24 protein-coding genes and 1 tRNA gene are annotated in these 21,766 nt (G+C 63.7%); 11 read left to right on the forward strand and 14 right to left on the reverse strand.

Annotated elements, in window-relative coordinates:
• Positions 1-14: 14 nt before the first annotated feature.
• The gene (locus tag RPG13_RS01845) at positions 15-944 is read right to left on the reverse strand and encodes a DMT family transporter (RefSeq protein ID WP_095486020.1); all 930 of its coding nucleotides are present in this window, start codon (positions 942-944) and stop codon (positions 15-17) included.
• Positions 945-1,045: 101 nt separating this feature from the next.
• Between RPG13_RS01845 and RPG13_RS01850 the strand changes: the two genes are divergently transcribed.
• Complete coding sequence (locus RPG13_RS01850; RefSeq protein ID WP_095486019.1) at positions 1,046-1,531, forward strand: MarR family winged helix-turn-helix transcriptional regulator; 486 nt, start codon at positions 1,046-1,048, stop codon at positions 1,529-1,531.
• Positions 1,532-1,535: 4 nt separating this feature from the next.
• Here RPG13_RS01850 and RPG13_RS01855 read toward each other — a convergent pair whose 3' ends face one another.
• The 4 genes from RPG13_RS01855 to RPG13_RS01870 are packed head-to-tail and all read right to left on the reverse strand — an operon-like array spanning position 1,536 to position 3,920.
• Positions 1,536-1,961 (reverse strand): DUF1178 family protein, encoded by a 426-nt coding sequence (locus tag RPG13_RS01855; protein WP_095486018.1) that lies wholly within the window; start codon positions 1,959-1,961, stop codon positions 1,536-1,538.
• A complete protein-coding gene (locus RPG13_RS01860; RefSeq protein ID WP_095486036.1) occupies positions 1,958-2,824 on the reverse strand; it encodes a carbon-nitrogen hydrolase family protein in 867 nt (288 codons plus the stop codon). The genes RPG13_RS01855 and RPG13_RS01860 overlap by 4 nt, the downstream gene beginning before the upstream one ends.
• 10 nt (positions 2,825-2,834) lie before the next feature.
• Entirely contained in the window at positions 2,835-3,104 is a 270-nt protein-coding gene (gene grxC, locus RPG13_RS01865) for a glutaredoxin 3 (protein ID WP_095486017.1), read from the reverse strand.
• A gap of 30 nt (positions 3,105-3,134) precedes the next feature.
• Positions 3,135-3,920 carry a ComF family protein gene (locus tag RPG13_RS01870; protein ID WP_095486016.1) on the reverse strand — a complete coding sequence of 262 codons (786 nt, stop codon included), beginning with the start codon at positions 3,918-3,920 and terminating at the stop codon, positions 3,135-3,137.
• Positions 3,921-3,973: 53 nt separating this feature from the next.
• On the opposite strand from RPG13_RS01870, the gene RPG13_RS01875 reads away from it, so the two are divergent.
• On the forward strand, positions 3,974-4,846 hold the full coding sequence (locus RPG13_RS01875) for a methyltransferase domain-containing protein (protein WP_337124306.1): 873 nt from the start codon (positions 3,974-3,976) through the stop codon (positions 4,844-4,846).
• Positions 4,847-4,878: 32 nt separating this feature from the next.
• Here RPG13_RS01875 and RPG13_RS01880 read toward each other — a convergent pair whose 3' ends face one another.
• The 6 genes from RPG13_RS01880 to RPG13_RS01905 form a co-directional block, all read right to left on the reverse strand.
• Positions 4,879-5,058: a Flp family type IVb pilin gene (locus RPG13_RS01880; protein ID WP_095486014.1), complete on the reverse strand. Its 180-nt coding sequence runs from the start codon at positions 5,056-5,058 to the stop codon at positions 4,879-4,881.
• Between the two features lie 97 nt (positions 5,059-5,155).
• Positions 5,156-5,485, reverse strand: coding sequence for a hypothetical protein (locus RPG13_RS01885; RefSeq protein WP_126104781.1), 330 nt, complete (start codon positions 5,483-5,485; stop codon positions 5,156-5,158).
• Positions 5,486-5,605: 120 nt separating this feature from the next.
• A complete protein-coding gene (locus tag RPG13_RS01890; protein WP_128244195.1) occupies positions 5,606-6,028 on the reverse strand; it encodes a (deoxy)nucleoside triphosphate pyrophosphohydrolase in 423 nt (140 codons plus the stop codon).
• Entirely contained in the window at positions 6,025-6,804 is a 780-nt protein-coding gene (locus RPG13_RS01895) for a GNAT family N-acetyltransferase (protein WP_206072960.1), read from the reverse strand. The genes RPG13_RS01890 and RPG13_RS01895 overlap by 4 nt, the downstream gene beginning before the upstream one ends.
• Positions 6,804-8,045: a bifunctional glutamate N-acetyltransferase/amino-acid acetyltransferase ArgJ gene (gene argJ, locus RPG13_RS01900; RefSeq protein WP_337124307.1), complete on the reverse strand. Its 1,242-nt coding sequence runs from the start codon at positions 8,043-8,045 to the stop codon at positions 6,804-6,806. The genes RPG13_RS01895 and argJ overlap by 1 nt, the downstream gene beginning before the upstream one ends.
• 117 nt (positions 8,046-8,162) lie before the next feature.
• Entirely contained in the window at positions 8,163-8,399 is a 237-nt protein-coding gene (locus tag RPG13_RS01905) for a hypothetical protein (RefSeq protein ID WP_126104778.1), read from the reverse strand.
• Positions 8,400-8,512: 113 nt separating this feature from the next.
• Between RPG13_RS01905 and RPG13_RS01910 the strand changes: the two genes are divergently transcribed.
• The 3 genes from RPG13_RS01910 (at position 8,513) to RPG13_RS01920 (ending at position 11,192) form a co-directional block, all read left to right on the forward strand.
• Positions 8,513-9,109 carry a TetR/AcrR family transcriptional regulator gene (locus RPG13_RS01910; protein ID WP_292724446.1) on the forward strand — a complete coding sequence of 199 codons (597 nt, stop codon included), beginning with the start codon at positions 8,513-8,515 and terminating at the stop codon, positions 9,107-9,109.
• A 16-nt stretch (positions 9,110-9,125) separates the two neighbouring features.
• A complete protein-coding gene (locus RPG13_RS01915) occupies positions 9,126-10,103 on the forward strand; it encodes a glycosyltransferase (protein ID WP_337124308.1) in 978 nt (325 codons plus the stop codon).
• 102 nt (positions 10,104-10,205) lie between these two features.
• Positions 10,206-11,192 carry an IS5 family transposase gene (locus RPG13_RS01920; protein WP_126103272.1) on the forward strand — a complete coding sequence of 329 codons (987 nt, stop codon included), beginning with the start codon at positions 10,206-10,208 and terminating at the stop codon, positions 11,190-11,192.
• A gap of 364 nt (positions 11,193-11,556) precedes the next feature.
• On the opposite strand, the gene RPG13_RS01925 is transcribed toward RPG13_RS01920, so the two are convergent.
• Complete coding sequence (locus tag RPG13_RS01925) at positions 11,557-12,474, reverse strand: peptidylprolyl isomerase (RefSeq protein WP_337124309.1); 918 nt, start codon at positions 12,472-12,474, stop codon at positions 11,557-11,559.
• 252 nt (positions 12,475-12,726) lie between these two features.
• Here RPG13_RS01925 and secA point away from each other — a divergent pair, with 252 nt between their 5' ends.
• The 4 genes from secA to RPG13_RS01945 all read left to right on the forward strand — a co-directional run bounded on the left by secA (position 12,727) and on the right by RPG13_RS01945 (position 19,445).
• Positions 12,727-15,459, forward strand: a complete 2,733-nt coding sequence (gene secA / locus RPG13_RS01930) for a preprotein translocase subunit SecA (RefSeq protein WP_337124310.1) — start codon at positions 12,727-12,729, stop codon at positions 15,457-15,459.
• Positions 15,460-15,852: 393 nt separating this feature from the next.
• Positions 15,853-17,253: a lipopolysaccharide biosynthesis protein gene (locus RPG13_RS01935; RefSeq protein WP_337124311.1), complete on the forward strand. Its 1,401-nt coding sequence runs from the start codon at positions 15,853-15,855 to the stop codon at positions 17,251-17,253.
• Complete coding sequence (locus RPG13_RS01940) at positions 17,253-18,533, forward strand: GNAT family N-acetyltransferase (RefSeq protein ID WP_337124312.1); 1,281 nt, start codon at positions 17,253-17,255, stop codon at positions 18,531-18,533. The genes RPG13_RS01935 and RPG13_RS01940 overlap by 1 nt, the downstream gene beginning before the upstream one ends.
• Before the next feature lie 303 nt (positions 18,534-18,836).
• Complete coding sequence (locus tag RPG13_RS01945; protein WP_337124313.1) at positions 18,837-19,445, forward strand: hypothetical protein; 609 nt, start codon at positions 18,837-18,839, stop codon at positions 19,443-19,445.
• 105 nt (positions 19,446-19,550) lie between these two features.
• Here RPG13_RS01945 and RPG13_RS01950 read toward each other — a convergent pair.
• Positions 19,551-19,635 (reverse strand) — tRNA-Leu (locus RPG13_RS01950).
• Positions 19,636-19,811: 176 nt separating this feature from the next.
• Here RPG13_RS01950 and RPG13_RS01955 point away from each other — a divergent pair.
• Positions 19,812-20,399 (forward strand): YqaA family protein, encoded by a 588-nt coding sequence (locus RPG13_RS01955; RefSeq protein WP_095485998.1) that lies wholly within the window; start codon positions 19,812-19,814, stop codon positions 20,397-20,399.
• A 50-nt stretch (positions 20,400-20,449) separates the two neighbouring features.
• Positions 20,450-20,968 carry a disulfide bond formation protein B gene (locus RPG13_RS01960; RefSeq protein WP_127288567.1) on the forward strand — a complete coding sequence of 173 codons (519 nt, stop codon included), beginning with the start codon at positions 20,450-20,452 and terminating at the stop codon, positions 20,966-20,968.
• Positions 20,969-21,120: 152 nt separating this feature from the next.
• Here the strand turns inward: RPG13_RS01960 and RPG13_RS01965 are convergent, their stop codons facing one another.
• Entirely contained in the window at positions 21,121-21,678 is a 558-nt protein-coding gene (locus tag RPG13_RS01965) for an HNH endonuclease (protein ID WP_095485996.1), read from the reverse strand.
• Positions 21,679-21,766 lie beyond the last annotated feature (88 nt).

Raw genomic sequence — 21,766 nt, forward strand, 5'->3', positions numbered from 1 at the left:
ATGCCTGAACCTTCTCACGCCGCCACCTTTTCACCCGTCTGGTTCTGCGCCTTTGTGGTGATCTGGCTTTGCGCTTTGGTGGTGATGAAGACGCCGGCGGTGATGATGACAGCACCCGCCCAGGTCAGCAATTGATAGTGCTCGCCCAAAACGATCGTCCCGGCAAACAACCCGACCGCAGCCGCGACATAGCCGATCTGGCTAAGATAGACCGGGCCGCCGACCGCCTGCAGGCGGAAGAAGAAGGCGAACATCGCCGCGGCCGACGCGATCTGCCCGACGACCACCAGCGGCACGCCGCCGAGCAGGGCGAGCGACCCCCCGCCTTGCTGCATGAGGATACCGCCCAAAAGCAGCGCAGCCGCTGCCAGATGGCTGCCGACGGCAAGCTCGATCGGTCCGGTCCCTTCGGGCCAGTCGACGGTGCGGTAGATGTTGCCGGCGGCAAGGCTGACCGGGATGAGCAGCCCTATCGCTACCCAGAAAAATTCGGCCGGCTGTCCGGCCTCGCCGCGCGTCATCGCCACCATGACAGCACCGACGAAGCCGACGGCAATGCCGACAACACCAAGCAGGTTGGGACGGCGAACGCCGAGCAGGATCGAAAACACCAGCGTGATCACCGGCGACAGCGTGAACATGATGCCGGTATAGCCGGCACCGAGATGCGGAATGGCCGAGAACATCAAGAGATTGGGGAAGGCGTAGGACACTGCCGCGGTGACGAAGAAGTAGCGCAGTCTGTGCGGGGTAAGCCGGATGCGCTGCCCGCGCAGCAGCAAGGCGCACAGAAGCACGCCGCCGGCGCCGAGCGATATGACGAGGGCCCAGACCATGGCGGAAACGCCAGCTGCCGTCGCGATCTTGCCGAACGGCAGCGTCAGGCCGAGCAGCCCGCCGGTGACGATCAATAGGCCGAGCGCCGAATCCCAGAGAAATTTCATTTCGTAGCCCTTTCGCCTATTTGCGGCTCTTGGCCGGCACTGCATCTTCAGATAAGATAATACAAAGATTCTTAACGTCAAGATATTTAATGGTGAGATAGATGGATCGCGCAGCGAACGCCATCGAGCAGTGGAAAAGGGAACGGCCGGATTTGGATGTTTCGCCGATGGCCGTGCTTGGACGATTGAACGAGGCCTCGTCGCTGATAGCACGAGAACGCCTCGCTCCGCTGTTTGCCCGTTTCGGTTTGCAGACCGGGGAATTCGATGTGCTGGCGACGCTGCGCCGTTCCGGGCCCCCTTATGCGCTGACGCCAACTGCTCTCTATGAAGCGACGATGGTGACGTCGGGCGCCATGACCAACCGGCTCGATCGGCTCGAAAAGTTAGGATTGATCATGCGCGGGCCGCATCCCAACGATCGGCGCGGAATTGTCGTCCAGCTGACCGACAAGGGCCTGACATTGATCGATGAGGCGGTCGCCGCCCACGTCGCCAACGAGCACGAGATACTTTCCGGTTTGACGCGCCAGGAGCAGGAGATGCTTGCTCGCCTGCTTGAGAAGTTGATAGCGAGCGTGAGATAACCTGTCAGTTCCGCTCGTCGGGAAAACTCGGAATCGGCATGAATTCGACGCCGTCCTCTATCAGGCTCTTCGCCTCCTCCAGCGTCGCCTCGCCATAGATGCCGCGCGGATCGCTCTCGCCGAAATGGATCTTGCGCGCTTCCTCGGCAAACTTGTCGCCGACATAATCGGCGTTCTCGCGCACCTTCTCGGCCATGGCTTTCAGTTGCGCCAGCGCCTGCTTCTGGGCCTCGCCCATGGCGAGCGCGATTTTTTCCTGTTTGCGCCCGGTGGAGACGGCCGGCGCCATCAACGCCTTCTCGACCTTGTGCGAGCCGCAACTCGGACAATCGACGAAGCCACGTTTCTTCTGGGTGTCGAAATCGTCATTACTGCGAAACCAACCCTCGAATTCGTGCTCGTGTTCGCAGATCAGGGAAAAGCGGATCAAGATGCTGCACCCCTAAGCGGCAGCGCCTCGGCCGATCCGCCGTTGACGGCAAAATCCCGCGCATTTTTCAGGTTCGGGATCTTCTTGCGCGCGGCGACCGACTGCGCTGGGTCGATCTCGGCGACGATCACGGCGGGCTCGTCATGCGCCGCCTCGGCGACGATACGGCCCCAGGGATCGACGATCAGCGAATGGCCATAGGTCTCGCGGCCGTCCTCGTGCAGTCCGCCTTGCGCCGCGGCGACGACATAGGCGCCGTTCTCGATGGCGCGTGCCCTGAGCAGCACATGCCAGTGCGCTTCGCCGGTCTGGCGGGTGAAGGCGGCGGGCACCGAAAGCAGGTCGGCGCCGGCCAGTGCCTCGGCGCGGAAGAGCTGCGGAAAGCGCAGATCGTAGCAGACGGCGAAACCCAGCCTCGCGCCATCGACCTCGGTAACGATGGCCTCGGTGCCCGGCTCGTAGGCGGCGGATTCGCGCCAGCTCTCGCCATTGTCGAGATCGACGTCGAACATGTGGATCTTGTCGTAGGTGGCTAATGTCGCGCCATCCGGCCCGAACAGAAGCGCGCGATTGGCGAGCTTGCCGTCGGCGCGCAGGATGGCGGTCGAGCCTATATGCAAGTAGACGCCAAGCTCTTTCGCCAGCTTGCGCGACGTCGAGACGATAATGTCCTTGTCCTCGGACGTGAAAGAGGCGGCCCGCGCCTGTTTGTCGCGGACCAGGGCACCGGTCATTTCCGGTGACTGGATATAGGTCGCGCCCTGGCTTGCCGCCTCGCGCACCAGCCGCTCGAGATCGACCGCGTTGTGCTCGGGGCTGGTGCCCGAACGCATCTGGATCGCCGCCGCCTTGAAAGCACCCATCGTCATGTCCTTAAATCGTCGAGCCATTGGCGAGCAGACGGTCCAGCCGACCCTCCGCCTCCAGTTCGTGGAGATCGTCGGAGCCGCCGACATGCGTATCGCCGATGAATATCTGCGGAAAGGTCGAGCGGCCGTTCGCGCGGGAGATCATTTCCTGGCGCAGTTCCGGCGAGAAGGAGGCGTCGTGCTCGGTGTAGGCGACGCCCTTGCGCTCGAGCAGCCGCTTGGCCGCCGCGCAATAGCCGCACATCACCCGTGTATAGATCGTCACGTCGACCATCGGTCAGCAATCCTGCCTTGTCTCAAAATCTTATATAGTCGCGGACTCGTCGGCCCGAAAGTCCCCCGGCAGCACGCGCGCAAAGGTCAGCACGTCGACGGTCCCGGCACCGCCCTTCTTCAGCGCCTTGGCGACCGCGCGGACAGTGGCGCCGGTGGTATAGACATCGTCGATCAAGAGCACCCGGCGGCCGGCAATCTCGATCTCGGCCTCCTCGGGCACGCGAAATGCGGCACGCACATTCTCCTCGCGTTCCCGCCGCTCCAGCCCGACCTGCTGACGAGTAAGCTTGACGCGCCTGACCGCTGAGGGCGCGAAAGGCAGGCTGCCAAGCTGCGATACCGCCCTTGCCAGCTCCGCCGACTGGTTGAACTGACGCCTGAAAAAGCGCCGCCAGTGCAGCGGCACCGGCACGACCACATCGGCTTCCGCGATCAGTTCGGCGCCGGCGCGCAGCATCCAGCGCGCCATCCACGGCGCCAGATCGGTGCGATCCTGGTATTTCAACCCTTGCACCATCTGGCGGGCGACACCGGAGTAAGCGACCGCGGCCCGCGCGCGCTCGAAGGGCGGCGGGTCGGCGATCGCCTCGGCCGACAGGAACCCCTCGCCCATGTGATGGATGAACGGTGTGCCCATCACCGGGCACCAAGGCCGTTCCAGGAGCCTGAGCTTCGGCCAGCAGGCGCCGCACAGCACGCCGGGCTGCGAGACATGCCGGCGGCAGCCGGCGCAAACCGGCGGAAACAGGATGCGCGCCGGCCAGTCCAATGCCTTTCGGGCGATACTCTTGATATCTGGCATTGGATCGGCCACGTGATTGGTTCTCCGCCACCCTATATCAGAGAGCGGAAACCAGGAACCAGCCGTTGCAGCCCATAGTCGACACCTCTCTCTGGCTGACGCACAAGCGCCGGGCCCTTGCCCGTCCGGCTGCGGGTGCGGATTTCCTGATGCGGCGGGCAGCCGAAGAGCTTGCCGACCGGCTGGGCGCCGTGGAGCGTAAATTTGACAGAGCGGCCGTGCTGTTTTGCCAGACGCCGGCGGCCGTCGACGTGCTCGCGACAAGCGGCAAAGTGACGGACATCGCGCGCGTGGAGGCGGATGCGTTGTTCCTAGACAATGCCGCGGGATTGGTGGCGCCGCTGGAGACCGTGCCGTTCGAGCCGGAAAGCCTCGACCTCGCCGTGTCTCTTCTGTCCCTTCAGGCAATGAACGACATTCCCGGCATGCTGGTGCAGATCCGTCGCGCACTGAAGCCGGACGGTCTTTTCCTCGGCGCCTTTGCCGGCGCCGGCACGCTTTCCGAGCTGCGCGAAAGCCTGCTCGCCGCCGAGACCGAGCTTTATGGCGGCGCCAGCCCGCGCGTCATCCCGTTCACCGACGTGCGCGACGCCGGGGCGCTTCTGCAACGCGCCGGCCTGGCTTTGCCCGTCGCCGACGTCGAGACGGTGACGGTGCGCTACGATTCCCTGTTCGGCGTGATGGCGGACCTGCGGGCGATGGGCGAGACCAGCGCGCTCATCGACCGTAGCAGGCGACCTGGGACGCGAAGGCTGTTTGCCCGCGCCGCCGAAGTCTATGCCGAGCGATTTTCGGATGCCGATGGCCGCGTCAGGGCGAGTTTCCCGATCGTCTGGATGTCAGGCTGGGCGCCCGACGCCTCGCAGCAAAAGCCGCTGAAGCCCGGCTCGGCGAAAATCTCGCTGAAGACAATACTGGAAAATCCCGAAGGGCACTGACCGGATCTTCGGATGCGGGTGCCCGGTCGTGATCACTGCGCGAAAGCGTTCACAAGCCTGCTGTTGTTGTCGCTGAACAGCCATTTGAGGGCATCGAACACCTGACCGGCCCCGGCAACGATGGCGAGCGACAGCACGGTCACGATGACGCCGTATTCTATGACCGTCGCGCCGGTCTCGTCTTCCAAAAACCGTTGCAACAATGTTTTCATGGCCGTCGATCCCGCCTGCCGGAACCCTAGTGCCGACCTGTTAAGAAAGGTTAATGGCACAGGCTTAACAGGCGATGAAACGACGCTTTAAAGGATGTCAGCAGTCGCCGCTGCGCTTGCCATTGTCGCGTATCACGCAGACCGAACTGGGCAACGGCTGCAGCACGCTCCTGCGCAGTGTGTAGGTATGGGCGATCGAGCCCGTGCTTCCAATCGACCCCGTGCTCATCCTGTCGAGGCCGCCGGCAAACCCATCGCGGGCGGACTGCAATCGCGTCCGGCTGTCAAGGAATGGCGTCGCGATCAAGGCCAGCGCCACCGCAGCCGAGCCGAACAGCAGCGTGATCCGCAATATGCCCATGCCAGCATGAACAGCGCTATCACGGCGGTCGGGCCGGATCGAATCCCAGTCCTTGTCGAGGCTCATGCAGTCGCTCTCCGGCGAAGGCCTGGACATGGCCTTCCCTCGATTTCCATGCCGTCAATTTTTCACGGCAAGATAAATCTTGCATTAACGCTGTCTAAAATCAGGCAGTGACGGCGCAAATCACAGAAGATCGATGAGGAACTGGATCAGCGGCGCGTCGGCCGGCGGCATCGGAAAATCGCGCATCTGGCGCGGCCGCACCCATTTCAGCACCTGCCCCTCCTTCGGCTGCGCGATGCCGCGGAAGCGGCGGCAGACGAACAGCGGCATCAGCAGGTGAAAATCATCGTAGGAGTGGCTGGCGAAGGTGAATGGCGCCAGGCAGGGAATATCGGTTTCGATGCCGATCTCCTCGTACAACTCCCGGATGAGGCATTCTTCCGGCGTCTCGCCGGGCTCGACCTTGCCGCCCGGAAACTCCCACAGGCCGGCGAGCTGCTTGCCTTCGGGCCGCTGCGCCAGAAGCACGCGGCCGTCGGCATCGACCAGCGCGCAGGCTGCGACCAGGAGCAGGCGCTTGCCCACAGGGTTCGCGCCGGTCATGCGCCGGGCGGCCGGCGATAGTGGTAACGATAGACTTCATCGAACCCGAGCGAACGATAGAGCGCCAGCGCCGGCGCATTGTCGGCCTCGACCTGCAGCCAGGCTTCCCGGGCGCCGCGCAGCCGTGCCCATTTCAGCGCCGACAGGATGAGATGGCGGCCATGGCCCTTGTTGCGCACCGATTTGTCGGTGGCGATCTCGAACAGTCCGGCAAGATCGCCATCATGGACGCAGATCAGCGTCGCCAGCGGCTCGGTGCCCTCTTCGAGCGCGAACAGCCCGGCTTCCGGCTGGATGGCGCCGATGATCTCCGACAGGCCCGGCCGCAGCGACACATCCGAGCCGCTCACCTTGAGCGACGCCCCGATGAAGCGGCTGATGTCCTTCAGCGGAATCTGGTCCATGGCGGCATCGAGCTGGGCGTCCGCGAGCGGCAGCCGCATGACCAGCGATTCGTCGAATGTGCTCCAGCCTTCGCTGTCGAGATGTTTGGAAAGAACCGGCCCCGACAGCGGCGATATGCGAAAGGTCAGCGGCCGGCCATAGGCGTCGAAACGGCGGCTGGCGCGGCCGATGCGCTCGGCAATGTGCTGGATGTCGCCCGGATCGAGCGGGTTGACCGAATTCAGCCGCTTGGCCGGGTGGCCCGCCGTCAGCCGCACCACCCAGGTGCCGTCATAATGGACGGCCGCCGCCGGCCAGGCGCGAAAGCCGGCCGCCTCGTAGCGCCGCACGATGGCAAGCACGCTTGCCGGATGTCTGGAAACCAACGCCATCAGCTCCGATAATCGCCGTTGATGGCGACATACTCCTTGGTGAGGTCGCAAGTCCACACCGTCGCCTTGCCGCGGCCGATGCCGATATCGGCACGGATGCGGATCTCGTCGCGCTTCATGTAGGCCGATGTCGCCTCTTCGGAGTAGGCGGCATCGCGCTCACCCTCATGCGCCAGCCTGTTGTCGCCGAACCAGATCGACAGAAGGTCGCGGTCGGCCGGTTCGCCGGCCTTGCCAACGGCCATGACGACGCGGCCCCAATTGGCGTCCTCGCCGGCGACTGCCGTTTTGACCAGCGGCGAATTGGCGATCGACAGCGCGATGCGCTTGGCCGAGCGGGCCGATTTTGCGCCGGTGACGGTGACCTCGACCTGCTTGCGGGCGCCCTCGCCGTCGCGCACCACTTGCAGGGCCAGCGATTTCAGCACCTTGCCGAGCGCGCGGCGGAAGGCGCCGAGGCGCGCATCCCCGGCATCCGTGATATCGGGCGCGCCGCGCCTGGCGGCCGTGCCGGTGGCGAACATCAGCAGCGTGTCGCTGGTCGAGGTGTCGCTGTCGACGGTGACCGCATTGAAGGTCTTGGCGGTGCCGCGCGCCAAAAGATCCTGCAGCACGGGCGCGGCGATCGGCGCGTCGGTGGCGATGAAGGAGAGCATCGTCGCCATGTCGGGCGCGATCATGCCGGCGCCTTTGGCAATGCCGTTGATGATGACGTCGGCGTCGCCGAGCTTCACCGTCGCGGTCGCCAGTTTCGGATAGGTGTCGGTGGTCATGATCGCCTTGGCGGCTTCGGTCCACAGATCCGGTCTGCCGTCCTTGACCAGTCCGGCGAGCAAATGGCTGAACTTGCCGGCATCCAGCGGCTCGCCGATGACGCCGGTCGAGGCCAGAAACACCTCCTCCGGCGCGCAGCCCACAGCCTTGGCTGCAGCCTCGCCGGTCATTGCCGTGGAGGCTCGGCCCTTCTTGCCGGTGAAGGCATTGGCGTTGCCGGAGTTGACGACAAGGACGCGCGCCTTGCCCTGCCCAAGGTTCTGCCGGCAGAAATCGACCGGCGCCGACGGGCATTTCGACTTGGTGAACACGCCGGCGACCGTGGTGCCGGCATCGAAGACCATGGTCAGCAGGTCGGTACGGTTCTTGTACTTTATCCCGGCCTCGGCTGTGGCGATGCGGGCGCCCTCGATATCAGGCATTTTGGGGTATTTCTTCGGCGCGAGCGGCGAAATCGTGGCTGACATGAAGACCTCGGGCGGGAAAAACGCAAGGGAACGCCGGTTTGCCCGATAGCGGGCGCCGGCGCAAGGGCGTTTTCCGACCGTTGCGGGCGGCGCTAAACTGCCGGCGGCTCGTCTGCTTTATTGGGCAGGATTGAGGAACCTCCGGAACGTCCTCTGCACGCCCGGAATGAGCCCCCAGATCATGATCGAGACCATCAACGGGGCGATGACCAGCGTGCGCTGCCAGATTTCCCACTCTTCGGTCAGCGGGAACACCGCATAGAGGATGGCTGTGATCAGCGGATAGACGCCGGCAAGCACCAGCAGGGCAAAGCGAGGGCGCGAGAAGCGGCTGGCGGCAGCAGTCGAGGTCATTGTTCTCTCCTTATCGTTACGAAACGTTCCGTTATATAAAACGAGCCGTTCCGTTTCGTCAAGCGGTCGTATATGAATGCTGAGGGGAAACTTGCCGGCAAGGAAAATGGTGGATGGGTGAAGACGCAGATCAGGCCCGCAAGTCAATTGGCGCGCGGCGCAACCCCGACAGCGCCGACGCCATTCTCGACGCCGCCGAGGCGGTGCTGGTCGAGGCCGGCTATTCCGGCTTCTCGATCGAAGCGGTGGCGCGGCGGGCGCGTGCTGGAAAGCCCACGATCTATCGCTGGTGGCCGAGCAAGGCCGCTTTGCTCTTCGACGTCTATCAGCGGCTCAAGCGCGTCGAGAATCCCGATACCGGAAACCTCGAGGATGATCTTGTCGGCTTCCTGAAGAACCTGTTCTCGCACTGGCATGAAACATCGTCAGGCAGCGTCTTCAGGTCGCTGATCGCCGAGGCGCAGTCGGATGCGACTGTTGCCGCCGTCCTAGTCGAATACACGAAAGGACGCCACGCCCATACCGGCCGGATGATCGAACGCGCCAAGGCAAGAGGCGAAGTGGCGGCCGACGTCGATCCCATGCTCGTCGCCGACCTGGTCGCCTCCTTTGCCTGGACGCATCTTTTGACCAATCGCCTCGACGAAGACGAAACGACCATACGCAAAGCGGTCCGCTATGTGATACAAGGCATCGCTCACAAGCGTTGACAGGGGGATCGGCGGCTTGCTTGAAAGAACATCTCCAGTGCTGCCCGTCAGCCTGATCATCGTGTCAGACTATCTGACGGCGGACGGCGACGCGGAATTGCGGCGCTCGCTGCGCGCCTACGCGCAGGACACGCGTGGCGTGCCGGCCGAGATTGTCATCATGCTGCCCAGCGGCCGTGCTTCAGAAAGCGGGCCTACCTCAAAAAATGAACATGCCTCTGCAATCGAGGCCGAGCTTGCCGGCAAGGCATATCTCTGCCCGTCGGTGATCGTGGCCACGCATGACAGCGACGAATCCTCGCAACTGAAGGACGCTGCGCTGTCATATTGCCGCCATGACCTCGTTGCGGTGGTCGAGGCCGATTGCCTGCCCGGTCCGCGATGGTTGGCGGCGTTGTACGAGACCGTCGAGAAAAACCCGAAGCTCGACGCGGTTTCAGGACGGACCAGCTACGGCGAAGAGAGCATGATGAAAAGGGTGATGTCGCTGCTCGACCGCGGCTTCATCGAGCGCCGCAACAGACTTGGCCAGATCATTCATGCCAGCAACAATGGCGCGCTTTATCGACGGTCGGTGCTTGAGCAATATCGTTTCGAGGCCGACCATGGACCCTTCATCAGCTCGCATCTGCGCCAGCACGCTATGCTGAGGGATGGCGTGGCGATGGAGCTTGCCGCTCAAGCCGTCTCGATCCACGCCTATGAGGGACTAGGGTTCATCTGGGATGTCCGGCGCAACAAGGGCTACCAGTTCGCGCGGATGCTGCTGCGCAGGAAGCGTCGCTTTTCAAGGCTCGGCCTGGCCGTTCGCGCCGTGGCGACATCGTTCAAGGAAAACCGCCAGACCGCGCAAGCCGTGGGCAATGAGTTCTGCCGATGGACGGACTGGCCGCTGTTCTGGGCAATGATGCTTCTGGTGCGGATCCCGGAATTCGCCGGCGCACTCGCCGCCGGCGATCCGGCGGCATTCAAGGCGTCGACGCACTATAGGTAAAGCGATCTCGGCGCCGCGCTCCTTTCCTTCTCCCCTTGTGAGACCTTTGCACAGAAGCCGAACGGTGATTCTGTGGTGAAGGTTGGAGCAGGGAGATTCGGGATGGCGGATCGTGTTTTGGGTCAGTTGAGTCTGGCGGACGGTCTGGCGGCGTCGGATGAGACGATTTTCGACCTAGTATCGAAGGAACTGGACTGGGCGCCGATCCGAACATTGCTGGGTCAGCGCAGCGGTCCTGGCTCGGGCAACACCAGCTATCCGGCGGAACCGCTGGTGCGCTGTCTTTTGCTGGGCATGTGGCATGGGCTGAGCGATCCGGCGCTTGAGGCGCAGATCCGGGACCGATTGTCGTTCCGCCGCTTTGCCGGTTTCAGCCTTTCGGACCGCACGCCCGACCATTCGACACTGTGGCGCTTCCGCGAGGAGCTGACGCGTGAGCGACTGATCGACAAGGTCTTTGAGGAGATCAACCGTCAGCTGGAGGAGAAGGGCCTGATCGTCAAGCGCGGCACCTTGGTCGATGCCACGTTCCTGCAGGCTCGTGGCCGTCCGCCCAAGCAGCCGAAGAAGGGCCACCAAGGTCCGGTCAAGCCGTCGGCCGATAAGGATGCGCGTTGGGGCAAGAAGGGCAAGAAGAGCACCTTCGGCTACAAGATGCACATCGGCGTCGACCAGGAGCACACCTTGATCCGGCGTGTCGAGGCGAGCGACGCCTCGGTCACCGACACCGAGCCGGCCGACCAGTTGATCTGCGGCGACGAGAAGGCGGCCTATGGCGATCAAGCCTATTACACCCACGCCCGCCATGCCCGGCTCGCCGCCGCCAACATTAAGGACCGGCTGATGCGGCGGCCCAACAAGCATCACCCCGAGTTGCCGCCGCGCCACAAGCTGCGCAACCGGCTGATCGCCAAGGTGCGGGCGGCAGTGGAGCGGCCTTTCGCCGTGTTCAAGGAGCGTTACGGCATGCGACGCCTGCGCTTCTTCAACCTCGCCACCAACCGCACGCAGTGCATACTGGCCGCCTGCGCTTACAATCTGCGCACCATGATTGGCGTCCTCTATCCACCCGATGAGAGGCGGACATGAGGGAGGAGTGCGTCCACAATCCGGCAGGATGGCTGCCTAAACCGACAAAGGCCCCGCAAGGGCCGCGGAAAACCGCTCTGCCGGCCTTCAAAAAGGCCCTCACTGACCACCGAAATCCACTTCGCTCCCCGTGCAAAGCCCTCCTTGTGGGAGAAGGTGGATTGGCGCGCAGCGCCAAGACGGTTGAGGGGTGTTGGACGGAGCGCTGTTGGTGCCAAGCTGGAACACCCCTCATCCGACCGAGCTTCGCTCGGCCACCTTCTCCCACAAGGGGAGAAGGGAAGACCTGACGCCAACGCCCCATAAGGTGGCGGGCAACTCAACCCTAAACCGACGGCCCTGCTTACCCTAGCCTCACGTTGGACTACTTGGTGTTTTCCAGCGCGTCGACCGTCTTCTTCAGCTTTTCGTCCGGAATCTCGACTTTGGCGTCGGCGCGCAGCGTCTTGACCAGCGCGACATACTTGTCGCGGATGACCGCCTGACGGGCCTGATCCTTGACAGCGTCGAAAGCCGGCGGCTGCTTGGTCCGCTTGTCCTCGACCTTGATGACGTGCCAGCCGAACTGCGTTTGCACCGGCTGCTCGGTGTATTTGCCGACCGCCAGCGCGGAGGCCGCCTTGTCGAATTCCGGCACCATCTGGCCGGGTCCGAACCAGCCGAGATCGCCGCCGCTGGTCTTGCCGCTCGGATCGCTGGTGTGCTCGTTGGCGAGCTTCTGAAAATCGGCGCCGCCGTCGAGCTGCTTGATGATCGCATCAGCCTCTTCCTTCGTCTTCACGAGGATGTGACGGGCATGCACTTCGTTGGTCGGCGGTGTGTTGGCGATTTCCTGGTCGTAGCGGGCGCGAACCTCGGCATCCGTGACCTTGTCGACGACATCCTTCTCGACCATTTCGCCATGCAGCGCGCGCTGCTGCAGGAACGCCATGCGGCGCTGGAAGTCGGGATCCTTGTCGAGGCCGGTGGTGACCGCTTGGGTTGCCATGACCTTGATTTCGATCGCCGCCGACAACGCGGCCGCGCGGCGCTGTTCGGGCGGCATCTGCGCGAATTGCTGCGACAGCTCGCCTTCGGCAAGCGCAAGGTCTGCCTCGGTCAGCGTCTGGCCGTTGATCGTGGCGACCACGGCGTTCGGATCGACCGGCGCGGCCGGCTGGGCGGGGGCGGCCGGTTGGGCGGGGGCGGTGTCCTGCGCCATCAGCGGCGACAGCGATAGGGCCGACAGCCCGAATGCCAGGCCGAGGCTGGCGAGCGACGCGCGGCGGAACAATAAGGACATACGATTAACTCCAATGGGGGATAGCTAGAGCGGGATGGCTTCAAGACCAGCCAGATTGTGGCGGAAGTTGGCGCGGTCGACAGGGCGAGCGCGGCGTTGACATCGATTGAGCCCCCTCTTATCTGTCCAACGACTTTGCGTCCAGAACCGTTTTCCGGGCGCTACGTGCGTTTGTCCGCGTTTCACGTGGATTTGATGGGGCCGGCCGGCACCCGTCGCAACGACTTGGAATGCTATCGAAAGGGCCATTGAATGGTCAGTTTTGGCGGTCTCGCCCGTAAGGTTTTCGGCTCCTCCAACGATCGTCGGGTCAAATCGACCCGGCCGCGCGTCGAGGCGATCAACGCCATGGAAAACGAGATGCGGGCGCTCTCCGACGCCGAGCTGACGGCCCGCACGGAAAAATTCCGCCAGGACGTCGCCAACGGCGCCTCCCTCGATGATCTGCTGGTGCCGGCCTTCGCCACCGTGCGCGAGGCAGCGCGCCGCGTGCTCGGCATGCGCCCGTTCGACGTGCAGCTGATCGGCGGCATGGTGCTGCACAATGGCGGCATCGCCGAGATGCGCACCGGCGAGGGCAAGACGCTGGTCGCCACGCTGCCCGTCTATCTCAACGCGCTCGCCGGCAAAGGCGTCCATGTCGTCACCGTCAACGACTATCTTGCCACGCGCGACTCCGAATGGATGGGCCGTGTCTACAAATTCCTCGGCCTTACCGTCGGCGTCATCGTCCATGGCTTGTCCGACGAGGAACGCAGCGCCGCCTACGCCGCCGACGTCACCTACGCCACCAACAACGAGCTCGGCTTCGACTATCTGCGCGACAACATGAAATTCGAGCGCGCTCAGATGGTGCAGCGCGGCCACAGCTACGCGATCGTCGACGAGGTCGATTCGATCCTGGTCGACGAGGCGCGCACGCCGCTGATCATTTCCGGTCCGCTCGAGGACCGCTCGGAAATGTACAACACCATCGATGCCTTCATGCTGAAGCTCGAGCCGGCCGACTATGAGATCGACGAAAAGCAGAAGACCTCGATCTTCACCGAGGAAGGCACCGAGAAGCTCGAAAACCTTTTGCGCGACGCCGGCCTGCTCAAGGGCGAGTCGCTCTACGACGTCGAGAACGTCGCCATCGTCCACCACGTCAACAATGCGCTGAAGGCGCATCAGCTGTTCCAGAAGGACAAGGACTATATCGTGCGCAACGGCGAGATCGTCATCATCGACGAATTCACCGGCCGCATGATGCCCGGCCGCCGCTATTCGGAAGGCCTGCACCAGGCGCTCGAAGCCAAGGAGCATGTGGCGATCCAGCCGGAGAACCAGACGCTCGCCTCCGTCACCTTCCAGAACTATTTCCGCCTCTACAAGAAGCTCGCCGGCATGACCGGCACGGCGCTGACCGAGGCCGAGGAATTCGGCAACATCTATGGCCTCGAAGTCACCGAGATCCCGACCAACCTGCCGGTCGTCCGCATTGACGAGGACGACGAGGTCTACCGGACCGTCGAGGAGAAGTACAAGGCGATCGTCAAGGAGATCAGGGAGGCGAGCGCCAAGGGCCAGCCAACGCTGGTCGGCACGACCTCCATCGAAAAATCCGAGCAACTGGCCGAGCGCCTGCGCAAGGAAGGCTTCAAAGATTTCGAGGTGCTGAACGCCCGCCACCACGAGCGCGAAGCCGCGATCGTCGCCCAGGCCGGCAAACCCGGCGTCATCACCATCGCCACCAACATGGCCGGCCGCGGCACCGACATCCAGCTCGGCGGCAATGCCGACATGCGCATCGCCGAGGAGCTTGGCGACATGCCAGCCGGTCCCGAGCGCGAAGCCAAGGAAAAGGAAATCCGCGACGACGTGCAGCGGCTGAAGGAAAAGGCGCTGGCCGCCGGCGGCCTCTACGTGCTCGCCACCGAACGCCATGAATCGCGCCGCATCGACAACCAGTTGCGCGGCCGCTCCGGCCGCCAGGGCGATCCCGGCCGGTCGAAGTTCTTCCTGTCGCTGCAGGACGATCTGATGCGCATCTTCGGCTCCGAGCGCATGGACGGCATGCTGCAGAAGCTCGGCCTCAAGGAAGACGAGGCGATCATCCACCCCTGGATCAACAAGGCGCTGGAAAAGGCGCAGAAGAAGGTCGAGGCCCGCAACTTCGACATCCGCAAGAATCTGCTGAAGTATGATGACGTCTCCAACGACCAGCGCAAGGTGGTGTTCGAGCAGCGCCTCGAACTGATGGACGGTGAAGGCCTGTCCGAGACCATCGCCGAGATGCGCGAGGGCGTCATCGACGAGATCGTCGCCAAGGCTATTCCCGAAAACGCCTATGCCGAGCAGTGGAACGTCGCCGGCCTCAAGGCCGAAGTCGCCGAATTCCTCAATCTCGACCTGCCGATCGAGGACTGGGTCAAGGAAGAGGGCATTGCCGAGGACGACATCCGCGAACGCATCGCCCAGGCCGCCGAGACTGCCGCCAAGGAGCGCGCCGAGCGTTTCGGCCCCGATGTGATGACCTATGTCGAGCGCTCGGTGGTGCTGCAGACGCTCGACCATCTGTGGCGCGAGCACATCGTCAACCTCGATCATCTGCGCTCGGTCGTCGGCTTCCGCGGCTATGCCCAGCGTGACCCGCTGCAGGAATACAAGGGCGAGGCGTTCGAGCTCTTCCAGGCGATGCTGGGCAATCTGCGCCAGGCCGTCACCGCGCAGCTGATGCGCGTCGAACTGGTCCGCCAGGCCGCCGAAGCGCCACCGCCCGAGGCGCCCGACATGTTCGGCAGCCATATCGACGGCACCACCGGCGAGGACGATTTTAACGGCGGCGAGACCGGGCTTCTGGTTCGCCAGGAGACCCACGCCATCGTCGCCCCCGAAAACCGCGACCCGAACAACCCCGCCACCTGGGGCAAGGTCGGCCGCAACGAGGCCTGCCCGTGTGGGTCGGGGAAGAAGTACAAGCATTGCCACGGGGCGTTTGCGTAAGCCGCAGCTTTCCTTCTCCCCGTTCACGGGGAGAAGGTGCCCGAAGGGCGGATGAGGGGCGGCGCGGACGCCCGCGCTTAGCCAATCTCCCCAGCTGAGGGGGAGATATCAGGCGGCCAGAGGGGGGCGCTGTCCCGCCGGCACCGGAAGTACCTATTACGAATTTGTTGTATCTCGACCGTCAGATTCCATCAGCTGGCCTGTCGTTTCGTCGCGCTCTGCCGCGAACGGCGAATATGAAGCAGCGCTCTGGCGCCGCCCCTCATCCGCCTGCCGGCACCTTCTCCCCGTGAACGGGGAGAAGGGAGCGCCCCACCACCCCACCCAACCGTTTCTTAATGTGTTTTCGTTAGACGCATACCCAGAAAAGAGGCGGAAAACGGAGAGTAGTGGGTGCGCTTTTCCGCGGCGACGACAGCCGGGCGGTTCCTGCCGCAGCGCCTTGCGCTGCGCGTAAAGCCGCTGCTTGGCCGCGTCGATGCCGTGCTGTTCACCGCCGACGAGCGCGGCGAGGCCGGCCGCATGTCGCTCATCGCCTTCTCCATCCGCATCGTCAGCGCCGTCATCGCCTTCATTAGCCAGGTGCTGATGGCGCGCTGGATGGGCTCGTTCGAATACGGCATCTTCGTCCTCGTCTGGGTGACGATGGTCATCGTCGGCAATGTCGCCTGCCTCGGCTTCCACACCTCGGTCATCCGCTTCATTCCCGAATATCGCGAGCGCAACTTGCTGGCCGAGCTGCGCGGCATCGTGCTGACCAGCCGCCTGTTCGTGCTGGTTGCCTCGACGGCGATCGCCGGCCTCGGCGCGCTCGGCGTCTGGCTGCTCTCGCCCTTTATCGAGAACTACTATGTCGTGCCGTTCATTCTCGGCCTCATCTGCATGCCGATGATCGCGATGTCCGATCTGTTGCAGGGACTGGCGCGGGCCAATTCATGGGCGCTGTTTGCGCTGGCGCCGACCTATCTGGTGCGGCCGGTGCTGATCCTGGCGCTCATGGCGCTGATGCTTCTGGTGGGCTTTGCGCCCGACGCCAGGACCGCGATCTTCGCCTCGATAGCCGCCGCCTATGCCACCACGCTCGGTCAGCTCATCGGCGTCACGGCGCGGATGGACAGGAGTATCCCGGCCGGGCCGAGGAAGGTGCATTTCGCGCAGTGGTTCCTCGTGTCGCTGCCGATCTTCCTGGTCGAAGGCTTCTTCTTCCTGCTCACCAATGCCGACGTGCTGATGGTCGGCGCCTATATGAGCCCCAACGACGTCGCCGTCTATTTCGCCACGGTCAAAACGCTGGCGCTGGTGCATTTCGTCTATTTCGCGGTCAAGGCGGGCGTCGCCCAGCGCTATGCGCAATTCACCCATGGCGAGCCAGAAAAGCTCGCCGCCTTCGCCCGCGAAACGGTGTCTTGGACCTTCTGGCCTTCGCTGTTCATGGCGCTGATGGTGCTGGTGCTTGGCGAGCCGATGCTGAGCTTGTTCGGGCCTGAATTCAGCGCCGGCTATCCGCTGTTGTTCCTGCTGGTGTTCGGCGTCGTCGCCCGCGCCGCCGTCGGCCCCTGCGAAAGCCTGCTCACCATGAGCGGCAACCAGAATATCTGCGCCGCCGTCTACGCCATGACGCTGGCCCTCAACATCGGCCTCAATTTGGTGCTGATCCCGCTTTTCGGCCTGTGGGGCGCGGCAATGGCGACCGCCTTCGCCATGATCTTCGAGGCCGGCGCGCTGTCTTTCACGGTCTGGCGCAAGCTCGGCATCGTCATGGCCATTTTCGTAGCCGCCGAAGGAGCCGCGTGATGGCCGCTGTCCCGTTGCTCGAGGAAACCAGCGGCGGCCCGGCCGGCGCCATGGTGATCGGCCTCGCGGGGCTGGCCCGCGAAGCCGATCCCGCCCATATCGAACTCTTGGCCAACGATCGGCCCGAGCGCAAACTGGCCATTTACCCGGCCTCCGCCGGCTTCGATCTGGTCGAGGAGCTCGACTATCTCTGCACCCGCACGATCGAGCCCAACGTCTTCTTCAACCCGCGCTTCCTGGCGCCCGCCATGCCGAGGCTGGAAGACCGCGAGGTGCGGCTGGCGGTCATCCGCGACGGCGACGAATACCGCAACCGGCTGCGCTTGCTGGTGCCGTTCTCGGTGGAGCGGCCGGCGGTGCCGCTCGGCGTGCGGGTCATGCGCACATGGTCGAGTCCGTTCGGCCCGATCGGCACGCCGCTGGTCGACCGTGACGATCCCGTCGGCGTCGTCGAGGATTTCTTCTCGATGCTGTCGCGGCCGCACCTCAAGCTGCCGAAAGTCTTTGTCCTGCCCGACATCCGGCTCGACGGCCCGGTGGCCAGCCTGCTGGCCACGGTCGCCGAGACGCGTGGCCTGACGCTGGTCACCACCGGCAAGGCCGAACGCCCGATGCTCGAAAGCGAGCTCGACGGCGATGAGTATCTGAAGGCCTCGCTGCGCTCGCACCACTATCGCGAGTTCCGCCGCCTGAAGCGCCGCCTTGCCGATCTGGGCCAGTTGGAGCATGTCGTGGCGCGCGGGCCCGACGAAATCCGTCATGCCATCGAACGTTTCCTGACGCTCGAGGCAGCCGGCTGGAAAGGCCGCGAGCGTACCGCCATGGCCATCGACCGCTACCGCGCCGCCTTTGCCCGCGAAGCCGTGCACCGGCTGGCCGAACAGGATCTGTGCCGCATCCATTCGCTGACGCTCGACGGCCGCACCATCGCTTGCCTGGTCGTCTTCGTCGAGGCCGGCGTCGCCTACACCTGGAAGACGGCCTATGACGAGACGCTCGCTGCCTATTCGCCGGGCACGCTCTTGATGATCGAGGTGACCAGGCAGCATCTCGACGATCCCAATATCATGATGAGCGATTCCTGCGCGGTGCCCGATCATCCGGTGATGGGCCGGCTATGGACGGAGCGCCGGCCGATCGGCACTCTGGTCATCGGCCTGACGCCGGACGCCGACCGCCTCACCCGCCAGGCGGCGTCGCAGCTTCACCTCTACCGCGAAACCCGCAACATGGCGCGCATCCTGCGCAACCGGATGAAGAGCCTGTTGGGGCGGCGGTAGGCCCGGGTGTTCCTGCTAGGGCCCAGTTCCTCGACACAGTGATATTGACAGGTCGGGCCAATCAGCAGCGACGTCGACAATTCCTGTCAGTGGCAAATCGCAACCTCTAAGATTAGCCGAAGCGTTCCCTACTTCGTCATCCCAGGGCTCCGTCAAAGAGCCAAATCACTGTGCCGAGGGCCTAGCTCATGAGGGTTAATTCTCCCAACCAGCGGAAAGGATTAGCATCGGCGATAATCTGGGCCGCGCAACCAGCATCATTGCCGCCTCGGTCTGCCGGCCAACAAAAACTGGGAGGAATGCATGACGAAAACAACTCACTTCAGGCGTCGCGGTGTTCTCGCTTTGATCGGCCTTGTTGGCGGCTGTCTGACCGCGGCCGCAGCTCAGGCCGCCGAGCCTGACAAGGCCGAGATCGATGCCCTGAAAGAATCGCTAACCAAGTACGAAGACTACAAGGCCGCCATCCGCGACCTCTATCTGTCGACGGTCGGATGCGTTTATTACAGCGGCGAAAAAGTGGCTGGGGCTATGGATTACCCGAAGGGCGCGATGGGCATTCATTTCGTCAACGTCGGGAGCGTCAGTCCGACACCAGATCCGACGCGCCCCAATGTCCTTATCTATGAGCCGGTCGACGGCGGCTTGCGCCTGGTGGCCGTGGAATGGCTTGTACCGTTGACGCCTGACACCAAGGAGCCGCCGAAACTCTTTGGACAGACGTTCCAGGGGCCGATGGAAGGGCACTATCCGCTCATTCCGGCGGAGTTCCATCATTACGATCTTCACGCCTGGCTGTTCAAGGACAACCCGCTCGGAATGTTCAGTCCGACGAATCCCGACGTGAAATGCGAAAATTACGCGTTTCCGATGCCGGAGCAGCCGACCAAGATGGTGCCGGGTCCGATGTGATGGCAACCTGAGCTACGCGGTCCGATGGTGTCGGGAAGGCCCGCGCCTCGATGGTGGTTATCCCAGCAGCGCCGAACCGAGCTTTCAAGGTGCTCGGATGGCAAATGGTGCCCCTAGCCGGGATCGAACCAGCACTCCTTGCGGAACTCGATTTTGAGTCGAGCGCGTCTACCAATTCCGCCATAGGGGCTCAGGCCGGGCGGCCTGGATGGGCGCGGACTATACGGTTGGAGGCCTGTTCGTCAACTGGCCAATTCCCGGCATCCCGGCCTTCGCTCAACCCCAGCCTTCGATTTCGTGAAGCTGCGGCCATTGTGCGGCGCGAAAAATCTTTCTAGACAGGCAGCGCACGTCATAGGGGTACCAATGCTTCGCGGACTTTACGACTGGACCTTGTCGCTGGCGGCAAAGAAATCCGCCGAATGGTGGCTGGCCTTCATCGCTTTCGTCGAAAGCTCGGTGTTCCTGGTGCCGGCCGACGTGCTGTACCTGCCGATGGCGCTGTCGCGGCCGGACCGCGCCTATCGCTACGCGCTGATCGCCACCCTGGCATCCGTTCTGGGCGGCATCGCCGGCTGGTACATCGGCCACTATGCCTACGACACGGTGGCGCGGCCGATCCTCGAATTCTACGGCAAGTATGACGACTTCGAGGCGCTGCGCGTCTCGTCGGGCATCGGCTTCATCATCCTGATGCTGATCACCTCCGGCCTCGCCCATCTGCCGCCGATCAAGGTGGTGACGATCCTGTCCGGCGTGATCGGCGTCAATCTCCTGCTGTTCATCGTGCTGGCGATCGTGGCGCGCGGCGCCCGCTTCCTTTTTCTCGCCTGGCTGCTGCGCCGCTATGGCGAACCGATCCGCGAGTTCATCGAAAAGCGCCTTGGCCTGATCGCGGGCGCCGCTGCCGCCGCCCTGATTTCGCTCTATATCGTCGTCAAATACGCTTTCTAGAGCAGGGATGTTCAAATCCTTTGCTCTGAGCGAGAACGGACGATAGATCGATGACAGCGACCGTGAATGCCGACATTGGACGCCAGCGCATGCGGACGGCGTTGTTCCTCGCCGTCGCCATGGCCGCCACCGTCGGCTCGGCGCTGGCCTTCCAGTATCTGGGTGGCTACATCCCGTGCAAGCTCTGCCTGGAGCAACGCACCCCCTACTACATCGGCGTGCCGCTGATGCTGCTTGCGGCGCTAGCGTCGACACTCCGCGCCCCGGCATGGGTTACCCGTAGCCTGCTGGCCGTCGGCGGCCTGCTGATGGTCTACGGCGTCTATCTCGGCGTCTATCACTCCGGCGTCGAATGGGCGTGGTGGCCGGGACCGACCGATTGTGCGGCGGCTGCCGGACCGGTGGACACCGGCGGCAAGGGCGTGCTCGACGCGCTCGACAAATTCGTGCCGCCCTCCTGCGACAAGGCGGCACTGCGCATTCTCGGCCTGTCGCTGGCCGGCTGGAACGCCATCGCCAGCCTTGTCCTGGCGGTCATAGCGTTCCGCGGCGCCTTTGCCCGCGACTGAGCTGCCGCAACACAGAGTTCGCGCAAAAATTCGTCAGGCCGGAACGCATGAGGTGGATTTCGAGAACCGGAGCGGAGCGTACTTAAGTACGTGAGCACCGGAAGCGCAGAAAGCCGCGTCAGGCGGCCGGCATGGCGGATTTGTGCCGAAGTCTATGGTTCCAGTTCGACATCCCAGTACAGATAATCCATCCAGCTTTCATGCAGATGGTTGGGCGGGAACAGGCGGCCATTGTTGTGCAGATCATGCACCGTCGGCTGAAACGGCTTCTGCAGCGGCCACATCTTGGCATGCGCCGGCATCATGCCGCCCTTCCTCAGATTGCAGGGTGAGCAGGCGGCGACGACGTTCTCCCACGTCGTCGCGCCGCCGCGATGGCGGGGAATGACGTGGTCGAAGGTCAGATCCTCCGGCGTGCCGCAATACTGGCACTGGAAACGGTCGCGCAGGAACACGTTGAAGCGGGTGAAGGCCGGATGCCGCGATGGCTTCACATAGGCCTTCAGGCTGACGACGCTCGGCAGCTTCATCGAGAAGGTCGGCGACGACACGGCGTGCTCGTATTCGGCGACGATATTCACCCGCTCGAGGAACACCGCCTTGATGGCATCCTGCCACGACCAGAGCGACAGGGGGTAATAGCTGAGCGGACGGTAATCCGCGTTCAGCACCAGCGCTGGAAGCCCATCCGGAGACACGGCAACCGTCACGTCATTGACCTCCTTGGCTCTACAACCGGTCGGCGCGGATACTGTAAGCCCGACATGACAGGGATGTGAAGCGGCTTGTCGATCAAAC

This window comes from Mesorhizobium sp. ISC15 (genome assembly GCF_037162615.1).
Classification (GTDB): Bacteria; Pseudomonadota; Alphaproteobacteria; order Rhizobiales; family Rhizobiaceae; genus Mesorhizobium; species Mesorhizobium mediterraneum.